This window comes from Mycobacterium paragordonae (assembly GCF_003614435.1).
Lineage (GTDB): Bacteria > Actinomycetota > Actinomycetes > Mycobacteriales > Mycobacteriaceae > Mycobacterium > Mycobacterium paragordonae.
Window position 1 is genome coordinate 2009965 of record NZ_CP025546.1, and the last position, 19667, is coordinate 2029631.

18 protein-coding genes are annotated in these 19667 nt (G+C 65.0%); 12 read left to right on the top strand and 6 right to left on the bottom strand.

The features are described from left to right. Nucleotides 1-18 precede the first annotated feature (18 nt). The gene (locus C0J29_RS09425) at nucleotides 19-840 is read left to right on the top strand and encodes a class I SAM-dependent methyltransferase (protein WP_120792156.1); all 822 of its coding nucleotides are present in this window, start codon (nucleotides 19-21) and stop codon (nucleotides 838-840) included. 85 nt (nucleotides 841-925) lie between these two features. On the opposite strand, the gene C0J29_RS09430 is transcribed toward C0J29_RS09425, so the two are convergent. Further along, nucleotides 926-1264: a Zn-ribbon domain-containing OB-fold protein gene (locus C0J29_RS09430; protein ID WP_065043003.1), complete on the bottom strand. Its 339-nt coding sequence runs from the start codon at nucleotides 1262-1264 to the stop codon at nucleotides 926-928. Between the two features lie 63 nt (nucleotides 1265-1327). On the opposite strand from C0J29_RS09430, the gene C0J29_RS09435 reads away from it, so the two are divergent. Together C0J29_RS09435 and C0J29_RS09440 are read left to right on the top strand one after the other, a co-directional pair. Then, on the top strand, nucleotides 1328-2512 hold the full coding sequence (locus C0J29_RS09435; RefSeq protein ID WP_065043088.1) for a thiolase family protein: 1185 nt from the start codon (nucleotides 1328-1330) through the stop codon (nucleotides 2510-2512). Between the two features lie 7 nt (nucleotides 2513-2519). Next, complete coding sequence (locus C0J29_RS09440; protein WP_065043002.1) at nucleotides 2520-3968, top strand: FadR/GntR family transcriptional regulator; 1449 nt, start codon at nucleotides 2520-2522, stop codon at nucleotides 3966-3968. A 7-nt stretch (nucleotides 3969-3975) separates the two neighbouring features. Here the strand turns inward: C0J29_RS09440 and C0J29_RS09445 are convergent, their stop codons facing one another. Then, a complete protein-coding gene (locus C0J29_RS09445; RefSeq protein WP_120792157.1) occupies nucleotides 3976-6003 on the bottom strand; it encodes a spermine/spermidine synthase domain-containing protein in 2028 nt (675 codons plus the stop codon). 449 nt (nucleotides 6004-6452) lie between these two features. On the opposite strand from C0J29_RS09445, the gene C0J29_RS09450 reads away from it, so the two are divergent. After that, nucleotides 6453-7430 (top strand): sensor histidine kinase, encoded by a 978-nt coding sequence (locus C0J29_RS09450; RefSeq protein WP_065043000.1) that lies wholly within the window; start codon nucleotides 6453-6455, stop codon nucleotides 7428-7430. Between the two features lie 32 nt (nucleotides 7431-7462). On the opposite strand, the gene C0J29_RS32775 is transcribed toward C0J29_RS09450, so the two are convergent. Continuing rightward, the gene (locus tag C0J29_RS32775) at nucleotides 7463-7606 is read right to left on the bottom strand and encodes a hypothetical protein (protein WP_156770563.1); all 144 of its coding nucleotides are present in this window, start codon (nucleotides 7604-7606) and stop codon (nucleotides 7463-7465) included. A gap of 1056 nt (nucleotides 7607-8662) precedes the next feature. Between C0J29_RS32775 and C0J29_RS09455 the strand changes: the two genes are divergently transcribed. After that, nucleotides 8663-9175, top strand: a complete 513-nt coding sequence (locus C0J29_RS09455; RefSeq protein ID WP_065042999.1) for a 2-isopropylmalate synthase — start codon at nucleotides 8663-8665, stop codon at nucleotides 9173-9175. Between the two features lie 11 nt (nucleotides 9176-9186). On the opposite strand, the gene C0J29_RS09460 is transcribed toward C0J29_RS09455, so the two are convergent. Further along, nucleotides 9187-10668 (bottom strand): cytochrome P450, encoded by a 1482-nt coding sequence (locus C0J29_RS09460; protein WP_065042998.1) that lies wholly within the window; start codon nucleotides 10666-10668, stop codon nucleotides 9187-9189. Nucleotides 10669-10788: 120 nt separating this feature from the next. Here C0J29_RS09460 and C0J29_RS09465 point away from each other — a divergent pair, with 120 nt between their 5' ends. From C0J29_RS09465 to C0J29_RS09475, 3 genes are all read left to right on the top strand, one after another. Beyond that, nucleotides 10789-11436 carry a TetR/AcrR family transcriptional regulator gene (locus C0J29_RS09465; RefSeq protein ID WP_065042997.1) on the top strand — a complete coding sequence of 216 codons (648 nt, stop codon included), beginning with the start codon at nucleotides 10789-10791 and terminating at the stop codon, nucleotides 11434-11436. Nucleotides 11437-11451: 15 nt separating this feature from the next. Beyond that, entirely contained in the window at nucleotides 11452-12330 is an 879-nt protein-coding gene (locus C0J29_RS09470) for an SDR family oxidoreductase (protein ID WP_065042996.1), read from the top strand. Nucleotides 12331-12525: 195 nt separating this feature from the next. After that, nucleotides 12526-13797: an RsbRD N-terminal domain-containing protein gene (locus C0J29_RS09475; protein ID WP_120792158.1), complete on the top strand. Its 1272-nt coding sequence runs from the start codon at nucleotides 12526-12528 to the stop codon at nucleotides 13795-13797. 69 nt (nucleotides 13798-13866) lie between these two features. Here the strand turns inward: C0J29_RS09475 and C0J29_RS09480 are convergent, their stop codons facing one another. Together C0J29_RS09480 and C0J29_RS09485 are read right to left on the bottom strand one after the other, a co-directional pair. Then, nucleotides 13867-14895, bottom strand: coding sequence for a DNA polymerase IV (locus C0J29_RS09480; protein WP_120792159.1), 1029 nt, complete (start codon nucleotides 14893-14895; stop codon nucleotides 13867-13869). Nucleotides 14896-14903: 8 nt separating this feature from the next. Further along, a complete protein-coding gene (locus C0J29_RS09485) occupies nucleotides 14904-15503 on the bottom strand; it encodes a TetR/AcrR family transcriptional regulator (protein ID WP_065043087.1) in 600 nt (199 codons plus the stop codon). Nucleotides 15504-15589: 86 nt separating this feature from the next. On the opposite strand from C0J29_RS09485, the gene C0J29_RS09490 reads away from it, so the two are divergent. The 4 genes from C0J29_RS09490 (at nucleotide 15590) to nrdE (ending at nucleotide 19603) form a co-directional block, all read left to right on the top strand. Next, a complete protein-coding gene (locus C0J29_RS09490) occupies nucleotides 15590-16180 on the top strand; it encodes an NAD(P)H-dependent oxidoreductase (protein ID WP_120792160.1) in 591 nt (196 codons plus the stop codon). A 535-nt stretch (nucleotides 16181-16715) separates the two neighbouring features. Then, on the top strand, nucleotides 16716-16955 hold the full coding sequence (locus tag C0J29_RS09495; RefSeq protein ID WP_065042992.1) for a redoxin NrdH: 240 nt from the start codon (nucleotides 16716-16718) through the stop codon (nucleotides 16953-16955). Between the two features lie 39 nt (nucleotides 16956-16994). Beyond that, a complete protein-coding gene (gene nrdI, locus C0J29_RS09500) occupies nucleotides 16995-17468 on the top strand; it encodes a class Ib ribonucleoside-diphosphate reductase assembly flavoprotein NrdI (protein ID WP_065042991.1) in 474 nt (157 codons plus the stop codon). Further along, complete coding sequence (gene nrdE, locus C0J29_RS09505) at nucleotides 17438-19603, top strand: class 1b ribonucleoside-diphosphate reductase subunit alpha (RefSeq protein WP_120792161.1); 2166 nt, start codon at nucleotides 17438-17440, stop codon at nucleotides 19601-19603. Before nrdI ends, nrdE begins: the two co-directional genes overlap by 31 nt. The last annotated feature ends 64 nt before the right edge of the window (nucleotides 19604-19667 follow it).

Here is a 19667-nt window from a genome sequence, read left to right on the forward strand (position 1 = left end):
AAGAGGGGAACACCGACCATGACCATTGTGACCGAGCCGGGCCGCGGCTACGAGAGCAAGCATCGAGCCCTGTGGGCGCTGGGTGACTATGCCAGCGTCGCAAGCGACGTGGTGGCCCCGCTGGGTCCAGTTCTGTTGTCCGCCAGCGGGATCAGTCCGGGCGATCGTGTCCTGGACGTGGCGGCGGGATCGGGCAATGTCGCCATCCCGGCCGCGCTGCTGGGAGCCGACGTGATCGCCGGCGATCTGTGTCCCGAGCTGCTCGAACACGGCCGCCAGCTAGCGCAGGAACGTGGCGCACGTCTGCGCTGGATGGAGGCCAACGCCGAGGCGCTCCCGTTGGGCAGCGACGCATTCGACGCGGTGCTCTCCTGCATCGGCGTCATGTTCGCGCCCTACCACCAACGCTCGGCCGACGAATTGGTTCGGGTCTGCCGGCCCGGCGGTGTGATCGGACTGATCAGCTGGACGCCCGGAGGATTCGTCGGGCAGATGTTCGCAACCATGAAGCCCTTCATGGCACCGCCGCTGCCGGGGTCGCAGCCGGCGCCGCTGTGGGGCGATGAAGATCATGTCCGCGCTCTGTTGTCCGACCGGGTCATCGACTTCACGGCGAGGCGGGAAATGTTGCCGGTGAACGCTTTCGGTGACGGAGCGGCGTTCCGCGATTACTTCAAAGCTAACTACGGGCCGACGGTCGCGGCGTACCAGGGGATCGCCGACGAGCCTGAACGTATCGCGGCACTGGACGCCGAGTTGGCCGCGCTCGGCGACCGCCACTTGGCCGGAGGGTCGACAATGCAGTGGGAATACCTGTTGGTCACCGCACGCAAGCGCTGAGTGGCTACCGCGAGCAGACGCGAAATCGCACGTTCTGAAAGGGAATCGTGCGATTTCGCGTCTGCTCGCGCGAGGGAGTGCGCAACTAGGCGACAGGCGCGAACAGCGGGGCACCGCCCGTGCCGCGCTCCGGCCGCAGCGCGACAGGCATGCCGCACGTCACCGAATCCGGTTCGCAGTCAACAATATTGGCTGCTACACGCAGGCCGCTCTGTTCGGCCAATTCGACCAGGGCGATCACATAGGGTGTCGGAATCTCCGGGTTGTAGGGGTGATAGTTGACGGTGTAGGTGAACACCGTCCCCTGGCCGGACACGGGCTTGGCTGTCAGCGGCCCGCCGCAATCTCGGCATTCGCCGGCCGCGGGATGCACCCAGTGTGCGCAGCTGTCGCAGTGCTCGACGAGCAGCGGGGAAGTCGACACGACAAATACAGTACACTCAATTCGTACTGGTATGTCGTGTGTTCTGGGCTACGGACGGTGCAGATGGAGTACTTCGAGAAAGACGCGATCGTGTCCGGCATCGGTATCTCGCGTATCGGCCGTCGCACCGGGATCCCCGGGCGGGATCTGACCATGGAAGCGGTACGGACCGCCATCGACGACGCTGGCCTGCGCGCGGCTGATATCGACGGCATCGCGACACTGGGCGACACCCCGGCGGCCGAGGTCAACGCCGAACTGCGGATCGACGCCGCCGATTGCGGCAGCGGGTTCGGCACCGGCGGTCTGCTGAGCCCGGTGATGTCCGCGTGCCGTGCCGTCGCCGAGCGACGGGCGCGCCACGTCGTCGTCTACCGCACCATCCAGATGTTGGGCGGCACTGTTCTGCAGGACAAGGACGCTCCCGCACCGCCTCTGGCGCGGATGTTCGATGCACCCGAAGGCGAGCGCCCAGCCGTCGGCGCCATGGACGACATCAACGATCTGGTTGCCGCGCACGCGTACTCGGCGGCGAACTGGCTTGCTCTGAATTGCCGTCGGCACATGGAACTCTATGGAACCACCAAGGAGCAGCTGGGCTGGATCGCCCTCAACGGCCGCCGCAACGCCGCGCTGAATCCCCTTGCGGTGTACCGGGATCCGATGACGATGGCCGATTACCTGGGCGCACGTCCGGTGTCCACGCCGTTCGGCTTGCTGGATTGCGATGTGCCCATTGACGGTTCGATCGCGGTGGTGGTGTCCCACGCCGAGTACGCCGGCGACTGCCCCCACCGTGCCGTGAAGGTCGAGGCCATCGGCGGCTCCGACGGTGCCGGCGGATGGTTTCACCGCCAGGACTACCCGAAGATGGCGATGTCGGACGCGACGGCGCAGATGTGGTCGCGCACGGAACTGACGCCGGCGGACCTCGACGTCGCCCAGCTGTACGACGGTTTCACCTACCTCACCCTCTCGTGGCTGGAAGCCCTGGGAGTGTGCGGGGACGGCGAGGCCGGGCCGTTTGTCGAGGGTGGCGCCCGCATCGCCAGAGACGGCCGGCTGCCGCTGAACACCTACGGCGGGCAGCTTTCGGCCGGTCGCATGCACGGCTACTGGGCGTTGCACGAAGGTTGTCTGCAACTGCGCGGCGAGGCCGGGGAGCGGCAGGTTGAGCGCCGCCCCGAGGTCGGCGTGGTCTCCGTCGGCGGTGGTCCGGTCGCGGGATGCATGCTGCTCACATGCTGAGCCCGCCGTGACCGTCGAAGCCGACCAGGCCAGAGCGGATAAGCGAGCTGCAAGGATTGCCCGTCGTATCGAGGAGGACATCGTCCGCCGCGGCTGGGCGGTCGGGGAGTCGCTCGGCTCGGAAGCCGCCTTGCAGCAACGCTACGGCGTAAGCCGGTCGGTGTTGCGCGAAGCGGTCCGCCTCGTCGAGCACCACCAGGTCGCCCGGATGCGGCGCGGCCCCAACGGCGGTCTGCTCATCTGCGAGCCCGACGCCGGTCCGGCGACCCGCGCCGTCGTCATCTACCTCGAGTATCTCGGCACCACGCTGGGTGATCTGCTCAACGCGCGGCTGGTGCTCGAACCGCTGGCTGCCGCGCTGGCTGCCGAACACATCGACGAAGCCGGCATCGGCCGGCTGCGATCGGTGCTGAGCGCTGAGGAACAGTGGCGTCCCGGCCTGCCCGCACCTCCCGACGAATTCCACATCGCACTGGCGGAGCAATCGAAAAACCCAGTGCTGCAATTGTTCATCGATGTTCTGACGAGGCTGACCAAGCGCTACGCCCGGGCCTCGCGGACCGGGTCGGCAGCCGAAGCGGCCGATGCCGCCCACAAGATGCGCGGGGCGCATGCCGACATCGTCGCGGCCGTCACCGCCGGCGATTCGGCCCGGGCCAAGACGCTGAGCGAGCGACACGTGGAGCGCGTGACAGCCTGGCTGGCCGAACACCGCGACCCGTCACTTCGAGCAGGCCCGGGCCGCAAGCGGCTCGCGTCTGAAGCGCCGCGCGGCAAGCTCGCCGAGGTGCTGGCGGCCAACATCGCCGACGACATTGCCGTCAGCGGCTGGCACGTCGGTTCGGTGTTCGGCACCGAGACGGCGTTACTCGAGCGCTACCGGGTGAGCCGGGCGGCACTGCGGGAAGCCGTGCGGCTACTCGAATATCACGAGGTCGCGCGCATGCGCCGGGGCCCTGGGGGCGGGCTGGTCGTCGCCAGGCCGCGCGCCCAGGCCAGCATCGACACCATCGCGCTCTACCTGCAGTACCGCCAGCCGACGCGGGAAGACTTGCGCAGTGTGCGCGACGCCATCGAGATCGACAATGTGGCAAAGGTCGTGGCACGTCGCTCCGACCCCGAAGTGGCGGCTTTCCTCAACCCGGACGCCTGGTCGAGCGTGGCCGCCCAAGCCAGCGACGATGCGCGCAACGCGGCCGTCGAGGAGTTCCGCTTCCACGTCGGTCTGGCGCACCTGGCCGGCAACGCGCTGCTCGATCTTTTCCTGCGGATCATCGTCGAATTGTTCCGTCGGCATTGGTCCACGACCGGGCAGGCCCAGCTGACGTCATCCGACACTATGGCCGTCGAAAACGCGCATCAGCGGATCCTGGAAGCGATCAGCGCCGGCGATGACAGCCTGGCGCGCTACCGCATCCGGCGCCATCTGGACGCCGCCGCGTCCTGGTGGCTGTGATCGGTCATCAGACGCTGACCAGCGCCCCGCCCCGTCTGGGTGTGAGCACGAATGCGGCGAGGTACAGCAGCCCGACCACGATGAGCAGGTTTCGGTAGCCGGTGAGCAGTGCCCCGTACTCCAGGCACCCCCCGAGGATGGCGCCAAGCAGATTGATGGCGAACGCGGGCTGAGCGCGATCGGTGGCGGCGAATCGTTTGGCGAAGGCGATGTTGGCCAGGTACACGGGTAGAAACCCGATCACCGAGGCGATGACCAGGCGGGGCCAAAAGGCCCAGCCCAGCAACCAGGCCGGGTCGATCACATAGGCCAGCAGCAGGGAGGCGACGATCGCGCCCCACACCACAGGCAGCGGCGGGGTGCGAAACTTCCGGGTGGTCTCTACGGCGGCCAGCACGATCAGCAGCACCCCGCCGAACACGAGCGCGTTGACCAGCCAGGTCGTGCCGAACAACAGCGCGAAGGTCGCGATGTTCTTGGTCTCGAGCAGCAGAAACGCGGCTCCCATGAAGAACAGGTCGAGGTAGGGCCGCATCGACCGGAAGGATCCCCCCAGCAGCCGCACCGCCAGCAGCGAAATCAGGATGATGCCGGCCAAAGTCCAGAGGTAGATGGTCGGGATCGCGCCCTGTTTGTAGTAGAGAAAGGGGTGGTCGTCGGTGGCCGGCGCGGTCACGTCGCCTGCCGGCGTGTAGCGGGCGGCGCATCTCTGGTAGGCGGGATCGACCGCGACCGTGATCACCGCCGCGTGGGCAGCCGTCTGGTCCACGCATGGTCGATGGCCGAAGGCGGCGGCCGCCGTGCCGGCCAACCGGTCGATGAGCCAGGTCTCGCGGTAGTAGTTGTACATCGCGAAGACGCCGCTCGGCTTGAGGTGTTCGTAAGCCGTCCGCATGGCGCGGTCGGTGAACAGGAACGATTCCAGGCGGATCTGCGAGGCTCCGTTGACGAGGGCCAGCGAGTCCGGCAGCGCGAACAGGATCATGTCGTACTTGGCATCCGACGATTGCAGAAACGCCCGCCCGTCGTCGATGTGGACCGTGACGCGCGGATCCGAGTAGGGGCGATCGGGGTTACGCTCCGCGCCGATCTGCACGATCCGCGGGTCGATGTCGACCGCGTCGACGTGCCTGGCCCCCTTGGACAGCGCAATGGCCACATCCGATCCGGACCCGGCCCCGATAATCAGCACGTTGTCGAGGCTTCGCGTGACCGCCCGCTCGTAGGGCTTGCGGTATTGCCCATCGCTGCCGGTGAGCTTCCACGCCGCCGGTCCCATCACCTGGTGCGGGATGCCGTTGACCGTGATGACCGCCAGCGTTCCGGCGCTCCAGGACCGGTACTCCCAGGTCTGCACCTTGTAGTACGGCGACCACGAGACTCCGAGGGTGTTGGACTCGGCTAGCAGCACCAGGATCAGCCCCGCACCCGAAATCGCCGTCACCAGCCTGAACTCGGGTCGACTCAACACCACTAGCATGACGCCCACGATCGCCCCCCACACGACCGACGGCGCCCGGAGGAACGACAACAAGGTGAACGCGCCGATGCCAATCAGCGAGCCGACCAGATCCCAGCGGTAGGAGGTCAGCGGCTCGAGCTGCCCAAAGCAGCGGCCCGCGACCTCGGCCGGCCCCGCCGTCACCACTGCCACGATCACGAAAATCGCGGGCAGCACGATCCAGATCGGTGGACCACTCGTGCGCAGCGCACTGAAATAGAGGATGGCGTTGCCGGTGCCCCGCACGCTGACCGGGAACACATGCACGGCGATTACCAGCAACGTCAGCAGTCCGCTGGAAAGCGGCAGGATCGAATAGCTCTTCTGGGAGATCAAAAAACCCGTTCCGATGCCGAGGAACGAGCCGAGAAGGACGAAGTTGGTGAAGTACGACAGGTGCACAACGCTCGACCCGAGCCAGCGGATCAGTGCCAGCTCGAGGAACAGGAGCAACGAGCTGCCCAGTACCAGCCGAATAACGACTGCGCGGTCACTGTGTCCTGCCACCGCCTCGGGTGATAAGTGGCCGGGCACGCGCCAAGTCTAGGTCGTGGCACGTTCCAATGGCGGGATTTGGCTCTTGGTTCGGAAGACGCAGGATTGATCGTCATTGCCACGACGCGGATGATCGAGACGTTGCCGCCGACGGTATGTCCCAAACTCTGTCGATCTGGATGGCGAGCGAATTCGAGTGCGCTGAAACGCTTTTCACTATCAAAGTTCGGCACCCGGACAAATTGCGGAAGGTCGGTGGCACACCACTCGAACCACGAGACTCGAAACACGAGACTCGAACCACGAGCCGATCCGGGTGCATAGCGGCGCCATCTGTCGCGAAACGGGGCGTTGACGGTGGTGGCGGGTCGCGCCGCGACACGCGGGGCGGCAAACCGCGTGCATAGCAAAGACTCGTCCTGGGTACAGGGACACTAAGGAGATAGCCGGCACAGCGGCGTGCGGGCTTACGTCGGGTGGGAGTCTCTATGACCACGAGCACGGAGATCAGGCCCCTGGGCTCGACGAAAGGATTCGTGCATTCCGCGCTGTTCTTCCAGAGTGAACGGGAGTACCTCGATTCCGTGGTGCGGTTTGCCGCCGACGGGTTGGCGGTAGACGAGCCAGTGCTGGTCGCGGTACCCGGTGACAAGCTGGCGATGCTGGGCCCGGCTCTGCACGGAGCCCGCGCCGGATCCGACGCCGAACTGCGGCTGATCGACATCACCGACGCGGCGCGCAATCCGGGTCGGTTTGCGGCGATGGAGAGCGCCTTCGCCGACAAACACGCAGATCAGACCGTCCGGATTGTCAGACAACTAGTCTGGCCGGGACGCAGCTCCGACGAGTGTCTGGCCTGTATGGAGCACGAATCCCTGATCAACGGGGCGCTGAAAAACCCGAACGTGTTGGGCTTATGTCTCTACGACGCGACCCACCTGCCCGACGATGTGCTGGCCGACGCCCGCCGCACTCACCCGTTGCTGTGGAAGGGCGGATCGGCTCACCGCAGCAACGATTACGCGCCCGAGAAGGTACTGGCGCGATGCAACCAGCCGCTTCCCACCAACGCCGGTGCCGTCACCTACACGGTCCGGCGCAGCGCTGACCTGCGTCCGGCGCGGTCGTTCGCAGCGGACTACGCCGGCTGGGTCGGTCTGTCCAAGGACGGCCTGGACGACCTGCAAATGATCGCCACCGAACTCGCGACGAACAGCCTGCAGTATGCCGGCGGCTCATGCCGGCTGTCCTTCTGGCGGCACAACGAGCACCTCGTCTGCGAGGCGCGTGACCGCGGACGGCTCAAAGACCCCTTCGTGGGACACCGGCGCCCCGGTGCCAGCGGCACCGCCAGCCGCGGCCTGTACCTGGTCAACGCGATGGCGGACTTGGTGCGTACTCACACCACGGCGGACGGCACCACCATCCAGGCCTACCTGCGGCTGGACTCCTCGCAGGATTGCTGACCGTCGATCCGATGCTCGGGCTTTTGAACTGATTACTGGGGGATCGCCGTCTCCGACGTCACCGGCACCGGCAGTGCTGGGGCAACCGGTTGCTTCATGCAGCCGACGGACAGCAGAGCGAACCCTGCGAATATTGCGGCGCCGATAGCGGCTTTCACCTTAGTCTTCGCGCTCATCGTCGAGCCCTCCTCAAGGACGCACCGGCAAATTTACGCCGATGTAAGAGTGTTACCTGTGTCACACTAGCGGTTTCGCCGCCGTGGCGGAATACCCAGTTTGACGAGGAATTGCATTGCGGGACAACGTGATAATCACGGGGCAGGCGCCAACCCAACCTGCCACTGCCGCGCCGGTCGAGTGCCGCCGGCGCTGTTTCAGCCGACCTGCGAGCTCCCCGCCGCTGTTTTCCGGGGTCCGCAATTGCGACACTTCGTCAGCGCAACTCGCCGCGAAGGAGGCGAATGCCGCAAGGATCAGGGCTTCCCTTGCCTGGACGTCCTCCGCTTGGTGCGCTTTGTTCTCGCCTTTCTCCGCCGCGCCGGGGCGTCTTGATGTGACAGCGACTAGCGTCTGTGATGCTAACGCCGCTCATCGCTTAGCGAGTTGGTTTTTCACAAACCGCGGAAAACTCAGAATAAATTCGATGGAGTGGGCAAATCTGCCATTTTGGTTTTGTGGGTATAAGCATTCATTCGGTACGTCAGCCCGCTGGGAACCGACTGCGAGTGCAGCGGTTCCCAGCGGGTTCCCCCGACGCGTCTACTGGGTGCCGGAGGTGGGCGGCGTACCGACGGTGCCCCCCACGGAACCGGCGGTTTGCGCTGTACAACCGGCTGCCGTCAGGGCGAAAGCGGCGGCCAGCACGGCGACCACTACTTTTACCGCCTGAATCCCCCTGCCAGATTTACGTGCGTTCATCGGCTACCCCCTTCGTTCGCTCATTTCCCCAGTTAGCGATTTTGCACCGCTACCTGGATGCTAACTCCGGCATTGCATCTCAGGAGCTGTTTCGCGGTGAATCAGCGAATTTCGAATAAGATTCCGATATCCACTGCAGATAAAATGCAGTTGCGCCGCGCGGCGTCTGCCGTCTATCGTCTTCGCTCGTGCGTCCTTCACCGCGTGCCGTAGTAGCCAGCACCCGCAGCGGGGTCTGATCCAGACCGACCCCCCGCTGTGGGTCGGAAGCTACTACCGTCGGTCGCTCCTTCGAGCCAGAGAAGACCGGCACCGTGACGCACCCCGACCCAAGTTCTTACCGTTTCCGTGAAATCGCTTCCGCCAACGCGTGGTTCGGCCACCGCTTCGGCGTGGCATTGCCACGCGGGTTGCGTGAGCAGGCCGGCGCAATGTCATGGGAGCGCTTCGTCTCGGTTTACGGCCATGCCGCCGGACCGGTTCGCCTGGGGCACTGGTCGTGTACCGACGCCGAGCGACCCGCCGCTCGGATGGGACCGCAGGCGCGCAACTTTCGCGCCGTGATCGCTGTCGGCGACCGCATCGGCACGTCCACTGCGGCCGCCGGCGGCGCGGTCGCGGCGCTCACCGCGATGCTGCATGGCCGCGGAATCCGGCTGGAGACATTGAACTTTCACCAGATGAGCTCGGAAGGTGACGCGGCTACCTTCGTTCGCGGCACGGATGGCGTCCGTACCGAATGGGCGATGGGGTGGGCTCACGACTGCACCGAGTCCGCGTTGCGCGCGGTCGTTACCTGCGTCAACCGGTTGATCGCCGGATCTTGAGGACGATCCGTCTACAGCGGTCGCAACACGATGTGCATGCCGTCCATCGGCACCGGCATGCCGCCGTAGTCCCAGCGCGGCTGGTAGTCGGGCCGGGGCAGCTCAAGCCGGTAGCGCCGCAGCAGGCGATGCAGGATCGTCTTGACTTCCAGCTGACCGAACACCATTCCGATGCACTTGTGCGCGCCCCCGCCGAACGGGGTGAACGCGTACCGGTGCCGCTTGTGCTCGTTGCGCGGTTCGGTGAAACGTTCGGGATCGAACTTCATTGGGTCGGTCCATATTTCGGGCAGGCGATGATTCATCCCGGGGAACGCGGTGATGTTGGTGCCCTTGGGCAGGTAGTAGCCCAGTAGTTCGGTGTCGCGCACCGTGCGCCGCATCGCCCACTGCACCGGGGTGACCAATCGGATGGACTCGTTCATCACCAGGTCCAGCGATTCCAGCTTTTCCAGCGACTCGATGTCCAGCGGGCCGTCGCCCAGGCGATCCGATTCGTCACGGCAGCGCTGCTGCCACTCCGGGTGGGCAGCCAGGTGATAGATCATCGTGGTGGCCGTCGAGGTGGAAGTGTCGTGCGCGGCCATCATCAGGAAGATCATGTGGTTGATGACGTCTTCGTCGGAGAACCGGTTGCCGTCCTCGTCCTCGGTCTGGCACAAGACGGTCAAGAGGTCGTTGCCTTCTTTGCCGCGCCGCTCCTTGACCCGCTCGGCGAAATAGTTCTCCAACAGTTCCCGCGCCTTGAGGCCGCGCCACCAGGTGAATGGGGGCACGCCCGTGCGGATCACCGCGTTGCCGGCACGGGTGGTGGTGGTGAACGCTTTATTCACCTTGGTCACCAACTCCCGGTCGGTGCCGGGTTCGTGTCCCATGAACACCATCGAGGCGATATCCAGCGTCATCTCTTTCATCGCCGGATACAGCAGAAAGCGCGGGTCGTTCGTCGCCCAGTCATCGGAGATGACGTGCTGCACAACCTGATCGATGTGCTCGAGGTAGCCGACCAGGCGGGAGCGGATGAACGCTTCCTGCATGATCCGCCGGTGAAACATGTGCTCTTCGAAGTCGAGCAGCATCAATCCGCGTCGGAAGAACGGGCCGATCACCGGGACCCAGCCTTGCTGGGAGAAGTCCTTGTTGCGGTTGGAGTAGATGGCCTGGGCGGCATCCGGTCCCAACGCCGTGACGAACGGCAGGAAGGGCGAGTCGCCGAAGATGAGCGGGCCACGGGTCTCGTACAGGAACATCAGGTAGTCGGGCCCGCCGCGCAACATCTCGATCATGTGACCGAGGATCGGCAGGCCGGCGTCGCCGACGATCGGTTTGAGTCCACTGCCCGGGGGCGGGTCGGCGAGCGTCTTCTCCGGGAACTGGGTGTTGCGCAGTTTGCGCTCCACCAGTCCCATACCGGGAAAGTTGTTGAACGACGGCGTAAACCGACGTTTGGCTTGATCGAGCAGATAGTCGGGGGTGCTGATGGTCGTCGCCATTGACGCGCGCTCCTAACCGGTTGTGGTCACCGTCACTTTTTTCACTATTTCGGAAAAACTTGACGCCTGTCAAGTTTTCTTTTTGGATTGGTGTGGTGCATGGTCAAGGTGTGATCGCGAGTGAGTAGTCCGGCCGCCGACGAGGGGCAGGGGGCGCCGGCGTCACGCCGGCGTGGTGACAAGCACCGGCAGGCGATCATGCAGGCGGTTCGTGAGCTTCTGCAGGAGGGTCCATTCTCGGAGCTCTCGGTCAGCGCCATCAGCCTGCGGGCGGGTGTGGCGCGCTCGGGTTTCTACTTCTACTTCGATTCCAAGTACTCGGTGCTCGCGCAGATGCTGGCCGAGGCGGCCGAGGAACTGGAGGAGCTGACGCACTACTTCGCCCCGCGTCAGCCCGGGGAATCACCTGAGCAGTTCGCCAAGCGGATGGTCGGCAGTGCCGCGGCGGTCTACACCGATAACGACCCGGTGGTGAGGGCGTGTGACGCCGCTCGCCACACCGACGTTGAGATCCAGCAGATTCTCGACCGGCAGTTCGACGTGGTGTTCCGCCAGATCGTCAGCGTGGTGGATGCCGAAATGAAGGCAGGCACCGCCCGGCCGATCAGCGACGACATCCCTACGCTGATTCGCACCCTGACAGGGGCCACGGCGCTCGCCTTGACGGGAGACCCACTGATGGTGGGCAATGAAAGTGACTTCGAGCGCCGGGTCGCCGTGCTCGAGCAGATGTGGCTCAACGCGCTGTGGGGCGGCCCGAGCCGGTAGGTATCGTTGCCGACCATGGTGCAGAGCGGCTCCACGGAGTATTTCGCGGGCAAGCGGTGTTTCGTAACCGGCGCGGCCAGTGGCATCGGCCGCGCCACGGCATTGCGGCTGGCCGCACACGGCGCCGAACTGTATCTGACCGACCGCGACGGGGACGGTCTGGCGCAAACCGTGGCGGACGCCCGGTCGCTGGGTGCGCAGGTGCCGGCGCACCGGGTGCTCGACATCTCGAAGTACGACGAAGTGGCCGCGTTCGCCGCCGACATCCATGCCGGGCATTCCAGCATGGATGTGGTGCTGAACATCGCCGGCGTATCGGCCTGGGGGACCGTCGACCGGTTGTCCCACGCGCAGTGGGAAAAGATGATCTCGATCAACTTGATGGGCCCGATCCACGTGATCGAGTCCTTCGTCCCGCAAATGATCGCCGCGCGCCGCGGCGGACACGTCGTCAACGTTTCCTCGGCGGCCGGAATCGTCGCGCTGCCATGGCATGCCGCGTACAGCGCCAGTAAGTACGGACTCCGCGGACTGTCCGAGGTGCTGCGATTCGACCTGGCCCGGCACCGCATCGCGGTGTCGGTGGTGGTGCCCGGCGCCGTGAAGACTCCGTTGGTCAACACCGTCGAAATCGCCGGCGTGGACCGGGAAGACCCGCACGTGGCGCGCTGGGTGGACCGTTTCAGCGGCCACGCGGTCTCACCGGAGCGGGCGGCCGAGAAGATCCTGGCCGGGGTCGCGAAGAAGCGCTACCTGATCTACACCTCGCAGGACATCAGGGCGCTGTATGCGTTCAAGCGGCTGGCTTGGTGGCCGTACAGCGTCGCGATGCGTCGGGTCAACGCGATCTTCACGCGGGCGCTTCGGCCGGCACCGCCGCAGTTGGAGCGTTAAGGCGGCGTTTCCGGCTGCATTCGCTGCAGGACAGGGACGTTCGGCGATTTCGGGTTCTTGGAGCACCTTCCGGGCACGATCCACGATCCACGATCCAGTGCCCAGATTTCGGCCCTGCGGCGGTTTGTCTTCCGCTGATGCCCACTGGGGATCTACCGTCTCCGTGGGGGCCGACACATTTCGGCGGAGGTTGGCGTGGACAGCGATGTCGCAAGGATTGTTGCCCGACTCGATGAGCAGGCCGCCACGATCAGTGATGTCCTCTGTACCGCGGCCCAGGAGGGTGTGCCGGAGCTTCCCCGCGACGATGAGATGAGCGCGTTGATGCGTGCCGCCATGAGCGATCAGCTCCACACGATATTCCGTGCGCTGCTCCGGGACATCGATGTCACCAGAATCGCGGTGCCGGCAACACATACCGAGTACGCCAGAGTTCTCGCCCGCCGGGGCATTCCGATCAAAGCGATGATGCGCGCCCACCGGCTCGGGCAGCGCCGGCTGGGTGCGGTGGTCTTCGCCGAACTGCAGGCCGCCGGCATGGCGCCCGAAACCCAGGTCACGGTGGTTGAAAGTCTCGCCAGGACGTTGTCGAAATACGTCGACGTGCTGTCACAGCAGGCTCTTGCGGCCTACCAGGGTGAGCACGGGCTGGTGCTGACGGCGCAGCGCATCCAAGGCGAAGTCCAGATTCGAGACGTGCTCGATGACGTCAAATCGTTTGACGTCGAGTCGGTTTCGATGGCCATCGGTTATCCGCTGAGCTGGGAGCACCTTGCGCTCATCGTGTGGTACCCGGGCAGGGACCCTGCACCCGAGCGTCTCGGCGGCCTGTCGGAGTTCGTTCGTGCGCTGGCCGTGGCCGCCGACACTGACGCAAGTCCACTCCTGGTCGGTGCCGACGGGGCTGCATGGTGGGTGTGGTTGCCCTACCGCTCAGTGCCCGGTGAAGCCATCGCGCGCATCCGCGAATTCGTCCGCCTACGAACGGATGCCCCCAACGTTGCGATCGGGGCGATGGGTTGCGGCGTCGAAGGATTCCGCCGTTCCCATCGCCAGGCGCAGCGTGCGCGCACCGCCGCGCAGGCGCGCACCAGCCCGCCGGGTGAGGTGGTCGCGGCAACCGATGCCGGCATCGTCTCGGCGGCACTGCTTTATGTCGATGTCGATCTCGATCTCGATGCCGACGTCGAGGAGATACGCGGATGGGTGACCGACGTCCTCGGCCCGTTGGCGTCGGATACCGACGACGATGCCCGGCTGCGCGAGATATTGCGGATCTATCTTTATTTCGGCCGGCCGTACCGGGTCGCGGAGGAGCTGAATGTGCCTCTTGCGGCCGTCAGGTATGACGTGCGGCGAGCTGTCGAAAGGCGGGGCCGTCCGATCGGGGACAAGCGCAACGTCGAACTCGCTCTGATCGCCTGTCAGCGATACGGTAGCGCCGTCCTGCGGCCGCTGCAGGACTGACGCTCAGGGCTAAGCGCCCGGCAGCACAACGTGTTTCGCTGATATTCGTATGGTCATGCGACAGTGAGGTCAGGACGGCATTTCCAGCTCCAGGCGAACGCCGAGCAGGCGGACCGGCCGGTCGAGTTCGAACAGGTCCAGGATGCGCAGGGCGGCCGCGGTGATGACGTCGGATTCGGTAGTCGGAGCCTCCAGTTTGCGGATCTTGGTGCGGGTGTAGAAGGTCGCGGACCGGACGGTGACCGCCACCCGGGTGACGATCCGCCCCGAGGCAACCACGTCATCGAGTGCCCGCTGAGCCAAATCGACGATCGCCGAATCCATTTCGGCACGCTCGGTGAGATCGTGCGGGAAAGTGACGACATGGCTGCGGGACCGTGGCACCCACGGCTGCGCGCTGACCTCGGTGTCGCCGCCTCCCTTCGCGAGTAGCAGCAACCACAGGCCGGTGCGGGGGCCGAACGTCGACGTCAACAGCTCACCATCGGTGCGGGCGAGTTGTCCCACCGTGCTGATATCAAGGCCGGCAAGCTTTTTCGACGTCTTCGGGCCGATGCCCCAGAGCGCGTCGACGGGACGGTCGGCCATCAGCGTCATCCAGTTGGCCTCGGTGAGCTGGAACACCCCGGCGGGTTTCGCGAAGCCGGTGGCGACCTTGGCGCGTTGTTTGTTGTCGCTGATGCCCACCGAGCAGGAGAGTCCGGTTTCCGCCGCGACGACGCTGCGGATGGTGTCGGCAACCTCGACGGGGTCGGCCGGCACCGCGACGTATGCCTCGTCCCAGCCCCATACCTCGACGGGATGCCCCAGATCGCGCAGCAGGCCCATCACCTGTTCCGAGGCGGCGTCGTAGGCGGCGGGGTCCGAGGCAAGAAAGGTGGCATCCGGGCACCGGCGTGCGGCCGCGCGCAGCGGCATGCCGGCATGCACCCCGAATGAACGGGCCTCATAGGACGCACAGGTGACGACCTTCCGCGGTTCGGTGGGGTCGCCGCTGCCGCCGACGATGACCGGCAGTCCGGCCAGTTCGGGATGGCGGCGCAGTTCGACGGAGGCGAGGAACTGGTCGAGGTCGACGTGCAGGATCCAGCGCGTCATGTCCGCGCTCAGCGTCCGCAGAGCTTGCGGGCCAGGCTCGCCCAGGCATCGGCCAGTGTCTCGGGGGTGTGGCCGCCCTCGGAGATCTGGTACTCGACATAGCCGACGTCGAGCAGGGCCAGCAGCGCGTCGGTCTGCACGTCCAGGTCGCCGGAGGTGTGCGCGGCGTGCAGCAGCACCCGCACATGGGTGCGCAGCACGAGGGCGGCGCCGACGTGTCGCATGTGCGGGTCCCGGCTGGCGGCGGACATCAGCTCGCGGTGGGTGTGGGCGAAGCGGATGCGTTCCCGGCCGAAGGCGATCAGCCTCTCCAGAGGTGGCGCATCGGGCCCCAGCGGCGGCGGCCCGAAGAGGAATGCCTGTTGGCTGGCTTTCTCGTCTTCGTCGAGCAGCACCAGCATCAGGCCGGATCGGCTGCCGAACCGGCGGAACAGGGTGCCCTTGCCGACGCCGGCGGCGGCAGCGATGTCGTCCATGGTGACCGCACCGGCGCCGCGTTGCGCGACCAGCTGACGCGCGGCCTGCAGCAGCAGCGCCCGGTTTCGCGCCGCGTCGCTTCGCTCCGGCAGCGGCTCCCCGGTCAGGTCTTCGTGCGCAGCGAGCCGCAATCCGCCTGTTCCCTCGACACTGCCCACCTCTGCACTTTAACGCGGCGGGAATAAAGCGGACTATAGTCCGTTTCATCGGTGCAAGGATGGACATCAACAACCGAAGGGAACGGACAGTGACTGGAATCAAGATCTTGGCTCTGGTGGGCAGCCTGCGTGCGGGGTCGGTCAACCGGCAGATCGCCGAACTGGCGGCCGAGTTGGCCCCCGAAGGGGTCACCGTCGCGGTGTTCGAAGGGCTGGGGGAGGTTCCCTTCTACAACGAGGACATCGACGACGCGATGAACAGCGAGTTGGACCAGGCGCCGGCGCAGGCCGCAGCATTGCGCGCCGCGGCCGCCGAGGCCGATGCCGCGCTGGTGGTCACGCCGGAATACAACGGGTCTCTTCCCGCGGTGGTGAAGAACGCGATCGACTGGCTCTCGCGGCCCTTCGGCAACGGGGCATTGAAAGACAAGCCGCTGGCGGTGATCGGCGGATCGGCCGGTCAGTACGGCGGGGTATGGGCGCACGACGAGACCCGCAAGTCGTTCGGTATCGCCGGCGCCCGGGTGAGTGACGCGATCAAGCTTTCGGTGCCGTTCGCGACCTTGGGTGGCAACGCCCCGTCCGACAACGAGGAGTTGGCGGCCAACCTGCGCGACGTGGTCGGCAAGCTGGTCGCAGAGGTCGGCTGAACCGTTTGCATCGAGCCGGCCGCGGCCGGCTCAACCCTCTAGTCAAAGCCGTCGGCGCTCTCGCCGACGGCTTTGCTGGCATGTGACGGCAAGGCTGCGTGGAGCGGCTTTGTCGGTGGTCGCTGATATACCTCTGATTCATGACCGCCGTGTTGCCCGTGGGGATACCTCACCGTCGCGATTTTGTGATCTGCGACACGCCGAAGCGACACGCCCGACGGGCCCTGCTACCTGGGAATTTCAGGAATGTTATTCAGAACATCTTGTATCTCTTCTTGTTGTCACCCCCTAGGTGTAGTGTTTCGAGGACCGGCAGATCCCAGGTTCACCAAGTCCCGATCAGGTTCCGACCGACCAGGCGGGGCGCGATGAACTTCCCGGAATCGGAAAGCGCATCTCGAGTCAGGTCAGCTCGAAATCAGCGCCCGCACGACGGGAATCTGGGGGCTCGCCGGGACGCTGAACATAGCGTGGTTGTGCCAATCCAGTCGTTGCCCATTCCCCTCACATCCCCCCGCAAAGGAGCGGTACGCCCATGAGCATCACCGTCTACAGCAAGCCCGCCTGTGTGCAGTGCGTCGCCACCTACAAGGCGCTCGACAAGCAGGGCATCGACTACCAGAAAGTCGACATCACCCTGGACCCCGAGGCGCGCGACTACGTGATGGCGCTGGGCTACCTGCAGGCGCCCGTTGTGGTGGCGGACAACGCGCACTGGTCCGGTTTCCGGCCGGACCGCATCAAGGCGCTCGCCGAATCGGCGATGAGCGCCTAGTTCGACAGCTGGATAGATAAGGAAGGGTTGCGGTGCCCGATGGACATCTCAGATATCGCGGGTACCAACCTGGTTTATTTCTCGTCCGTGTCGGAGAACACCCACCGCTTCGTGCAGAAGCTGGGTGTTCCCGCCACGCGGATACCGCTGCACGGCCGTATAGAGGTTGACGAACCGTACGTGCTGGTGCTGCCCACCTACGGCGGCGGACGGGCCACTCCGAACCTCAACGACGGTGGCTACGTCCCCAAACAGGTGATCGCCTTTTTGAACAACGAGCACAACCGCTCGCTGATCCGCGGCGTCATCGCGGCGGGCAACAACAACTTCGGTGCCGAATTCGCATACGCGGGCAACGTGATCTCCCGTAAGTGCGGCGTTCCGTACCTCTACCGCTTCGAACTCATGGGCACCGAGGACGACGTGGCCGCCGTCCGTGCGGGCCTCGCTCAATTCTGGGCTCAATATTGGAAGGAACAGACGTGCCACCAACCGTCACTGCAGAGCCTGTAACCGCCGGCGTTCACGGATTGCCCGACGAGACGGACTACCACGCGCTGAACGCGCGACTGAATCTGTACGACGCGGACGGCAAGATCCAGTTCGAGAAGGACGTGCTGGCCGCACGCCAGTACTTCCTCGAGCACGTCAACCAGAACACCGTCTTCTTCCACAACCAGGACGAGAAGCTCGACTATCTGATCCGGGAGAACTACTACGAGCGTGAGGTGCTCGACCAGTACTCACGCAACTTCGTCAAGACGCTGCTGGACCGCGCCTACGCCAAGAAGTTCCGCTTCCCGACGTTCCTGGGCGCGTTCAAGTACTACACCTCCTACACGCTGAAGACGTTCGACGGGAAGCGTTATCTGGAGCGCTTCGAGGACCGCGTCGTGATGGTCTCGCTCACGCTGGCCGCCGGGGACACCGGGCTGGCCGAGAAGCTGGTGGACGAGATCATCGACGGCCGGTTCCAGCCGGCCACTCCGACGTTCCTGAACTCGGGCAAGAAGCAGCGGGGCGAGCCGGTGTCGTGCTTCCTGTTGCGCATCGAGGACAACATGGAGTCGATCGGTCGGTCCATCAACTCCGCGCTGCAGCTGTCCAAGCGGGGTGGGGGAGTTGCGTTGCTGCTCAGCAACATTCGTGAGCACGGTGCGCCGATCAAGAACATCGAGAACCAGTCCTCGGGTGTCATCCCGATCATGAAGCTGCTCGAGGACTCGTTCTCCTACGCCAACCAGCTGGGAGCGCGCCAAGGTGCCGGCGCGGTGTACCTCAACGCCCACCACCCCGACATCTACCGCTTCCTGGACACCAAGCGGGAGAACGCCGACGAGAAGATCCGCATCAAGACGCTGAGCCTGGGCGTGGTGATTCCGGACATCACCTTCGAGTTGGCCAAGAAGAACGAGGACATGTACCTGTTCTCGCCGTACGACGTCGAACGGGTCTACGGCACGGCGTTCGCCGACATCTCGGTGACCGAGAAGTACTACGAGATGGTCGACGACGCGCGCATCCGCAAGACCAAGATCAAAGCCCGCGAGTTCTTCCAGACGCTGGCCGAGCTGCAGTTCGAGTCCGGCTACCCGTACATCATGTACGAGGACACGGTGAATCGGGCCAACCCCATCGAGGGCAAGATCACGCACTCGAACCTGTGCTCGGAGATCCTGCAGGTGTCCACGCCTTCGTTGTTCAACGACGACTTGTCCTATGCCAAAGTGGGCAAAGACATTTCGTGCAACCTGGGGTCGCTGAACATCGCCAGGACGATGGACTCGCCGGACTTCGCGCAAACCATCGAGGTGGCGATCCGCGCGCTGACCGCGGTGAGCGACCAGACCCACATCACCTCGGTGCCGTCAATCGAGCAGGGCAACAACGACTCCCACGCGATCGGTCTGGGTCAGATGAACCTGCACGGCTACCTGGCTCGCGAAGAGATCTTCTACGGATCTGAAGAAGGCGTGGACTTCACCAACATCTACTTCTACACGGTGCTCTACCACGCGTTGCGCGCTTCGAACCGCATCGCGATCGAACGGGGTACGCACTTCAAAGGTTTCGAGCGGTCCAAGTACGCCTCGGGTGAGTTCTTCGACAAGTACACCGAACAGGTCTGGGAGCCCGCTACCGATAAGGTGCGCCAGCTCTTCGCCGACGCCGACATTCGCATCCCGAACCAGGACGACTGGAAGCGGCTCAAGGAGTCGGTGCAGACGCACGGCATCTACAACCAGAACCTGCAGGCGGTGCCGCCGACCGGGTCGATCTCCTACATCAACCACTCGACGTCCTCGATCCACCCGATCGTGTCCAAGGTGGAGATCCGTAAGGAAGGCAAGATCGGCCGCGTCTACTACCCGGCGCCCTACATGACCAACGAGAACCTGGAGTACTACCAGGACGCCTACGAGATCGGCTACGAGAAGATCATCGACACCTACGCCGCTGCTACCCAGCACGTGGACCAGGGGTTGTCGCTGACGCTGTTCTTCAAGGACACCGCGACCACGCGTGACGTGAACAAAGCCCAGATCTACGCGTGGCGCAAGGGCATCAAGACCCTGTACTACATCCGGCTGCGTCAGATGGCGCTGGAAGGGACCGAGGTCGAGGGCTGCGTGTCCTGCATGCTCTAGGGCAACTCGGGGCAAATCGCGGATCGTCGTTCAGCGTCTGGACATCGGCTTCGGCCATTCCAGC

Coding starts and splice junctions, on each gene's coding strand:
- C0J29_RS09425 (WP_120792156.1), top strand. CDS start 19: ATGACCATTGTGACCGAGCCGGGCCGCGGCTACGAGAGCAAGCATCGA.
- C0J29_RS09435 (WP_065043088.1), top strand. CDS start 1,328: ATGGAGTACTTCGAGAAAGACGCGATCGTGTCCGGCATCGGTATCTCG.
- C0J29_RS09450 (WP_065043000.1), top strand. CDS start 6,453: ATGACCACGAGCACGGAGATCAGGCCCCTGGGCTCGACGAAAGGATTC.
- C0J29_RS32775 (WP_156770563.1), bottom strand. CDS start 7,606: ATGAGCGCGAAGACTAAGGTGAAAGCCGCTATCGGCGCCGCAATATTC.
- C0J29_RS09460 (WP_065042998.1), bottom strand. CDS start 10,668: ATGGCGACGACCATCAGCACCCCCGACTATCTGCTCGATCAAGCCAAA.
- C0J29_RS09470 (WP_065042996.1), top strand. CDS start 11,452: ATGGTGCAGAGCGGCTCCACGGAGTATTTCGCGGGCAAGCGGTGTTTC.
- C0J29_RS09480 (WP_120792159.1), bottom strand. CDS start 14,895: ATGACGCGCTGGATCCTGCACGTCGACCTCGACCAGTTCCTCGCCTCC.
- C0J29_RS09490 (WP_120792160.1), top strand. CDS start 15,590: ATGGACATCAACAACCGAAGGGAACGGACAGTGACTGGAATCAAGATC.
- C0J29_RS09495 (WP_065042992.1), top strand. CDS start 16,716: ATGAGCATCACCGTCTACAGCAAGCCCGCCTGTGTGCAGTGCGTCGCC.
- nrdI (WP_065042991.1), top strand. CDS start 16,995: ATGGACATCTCAGATATCGCGGGTACCAACCTGGTTTATTTCTCGTCC.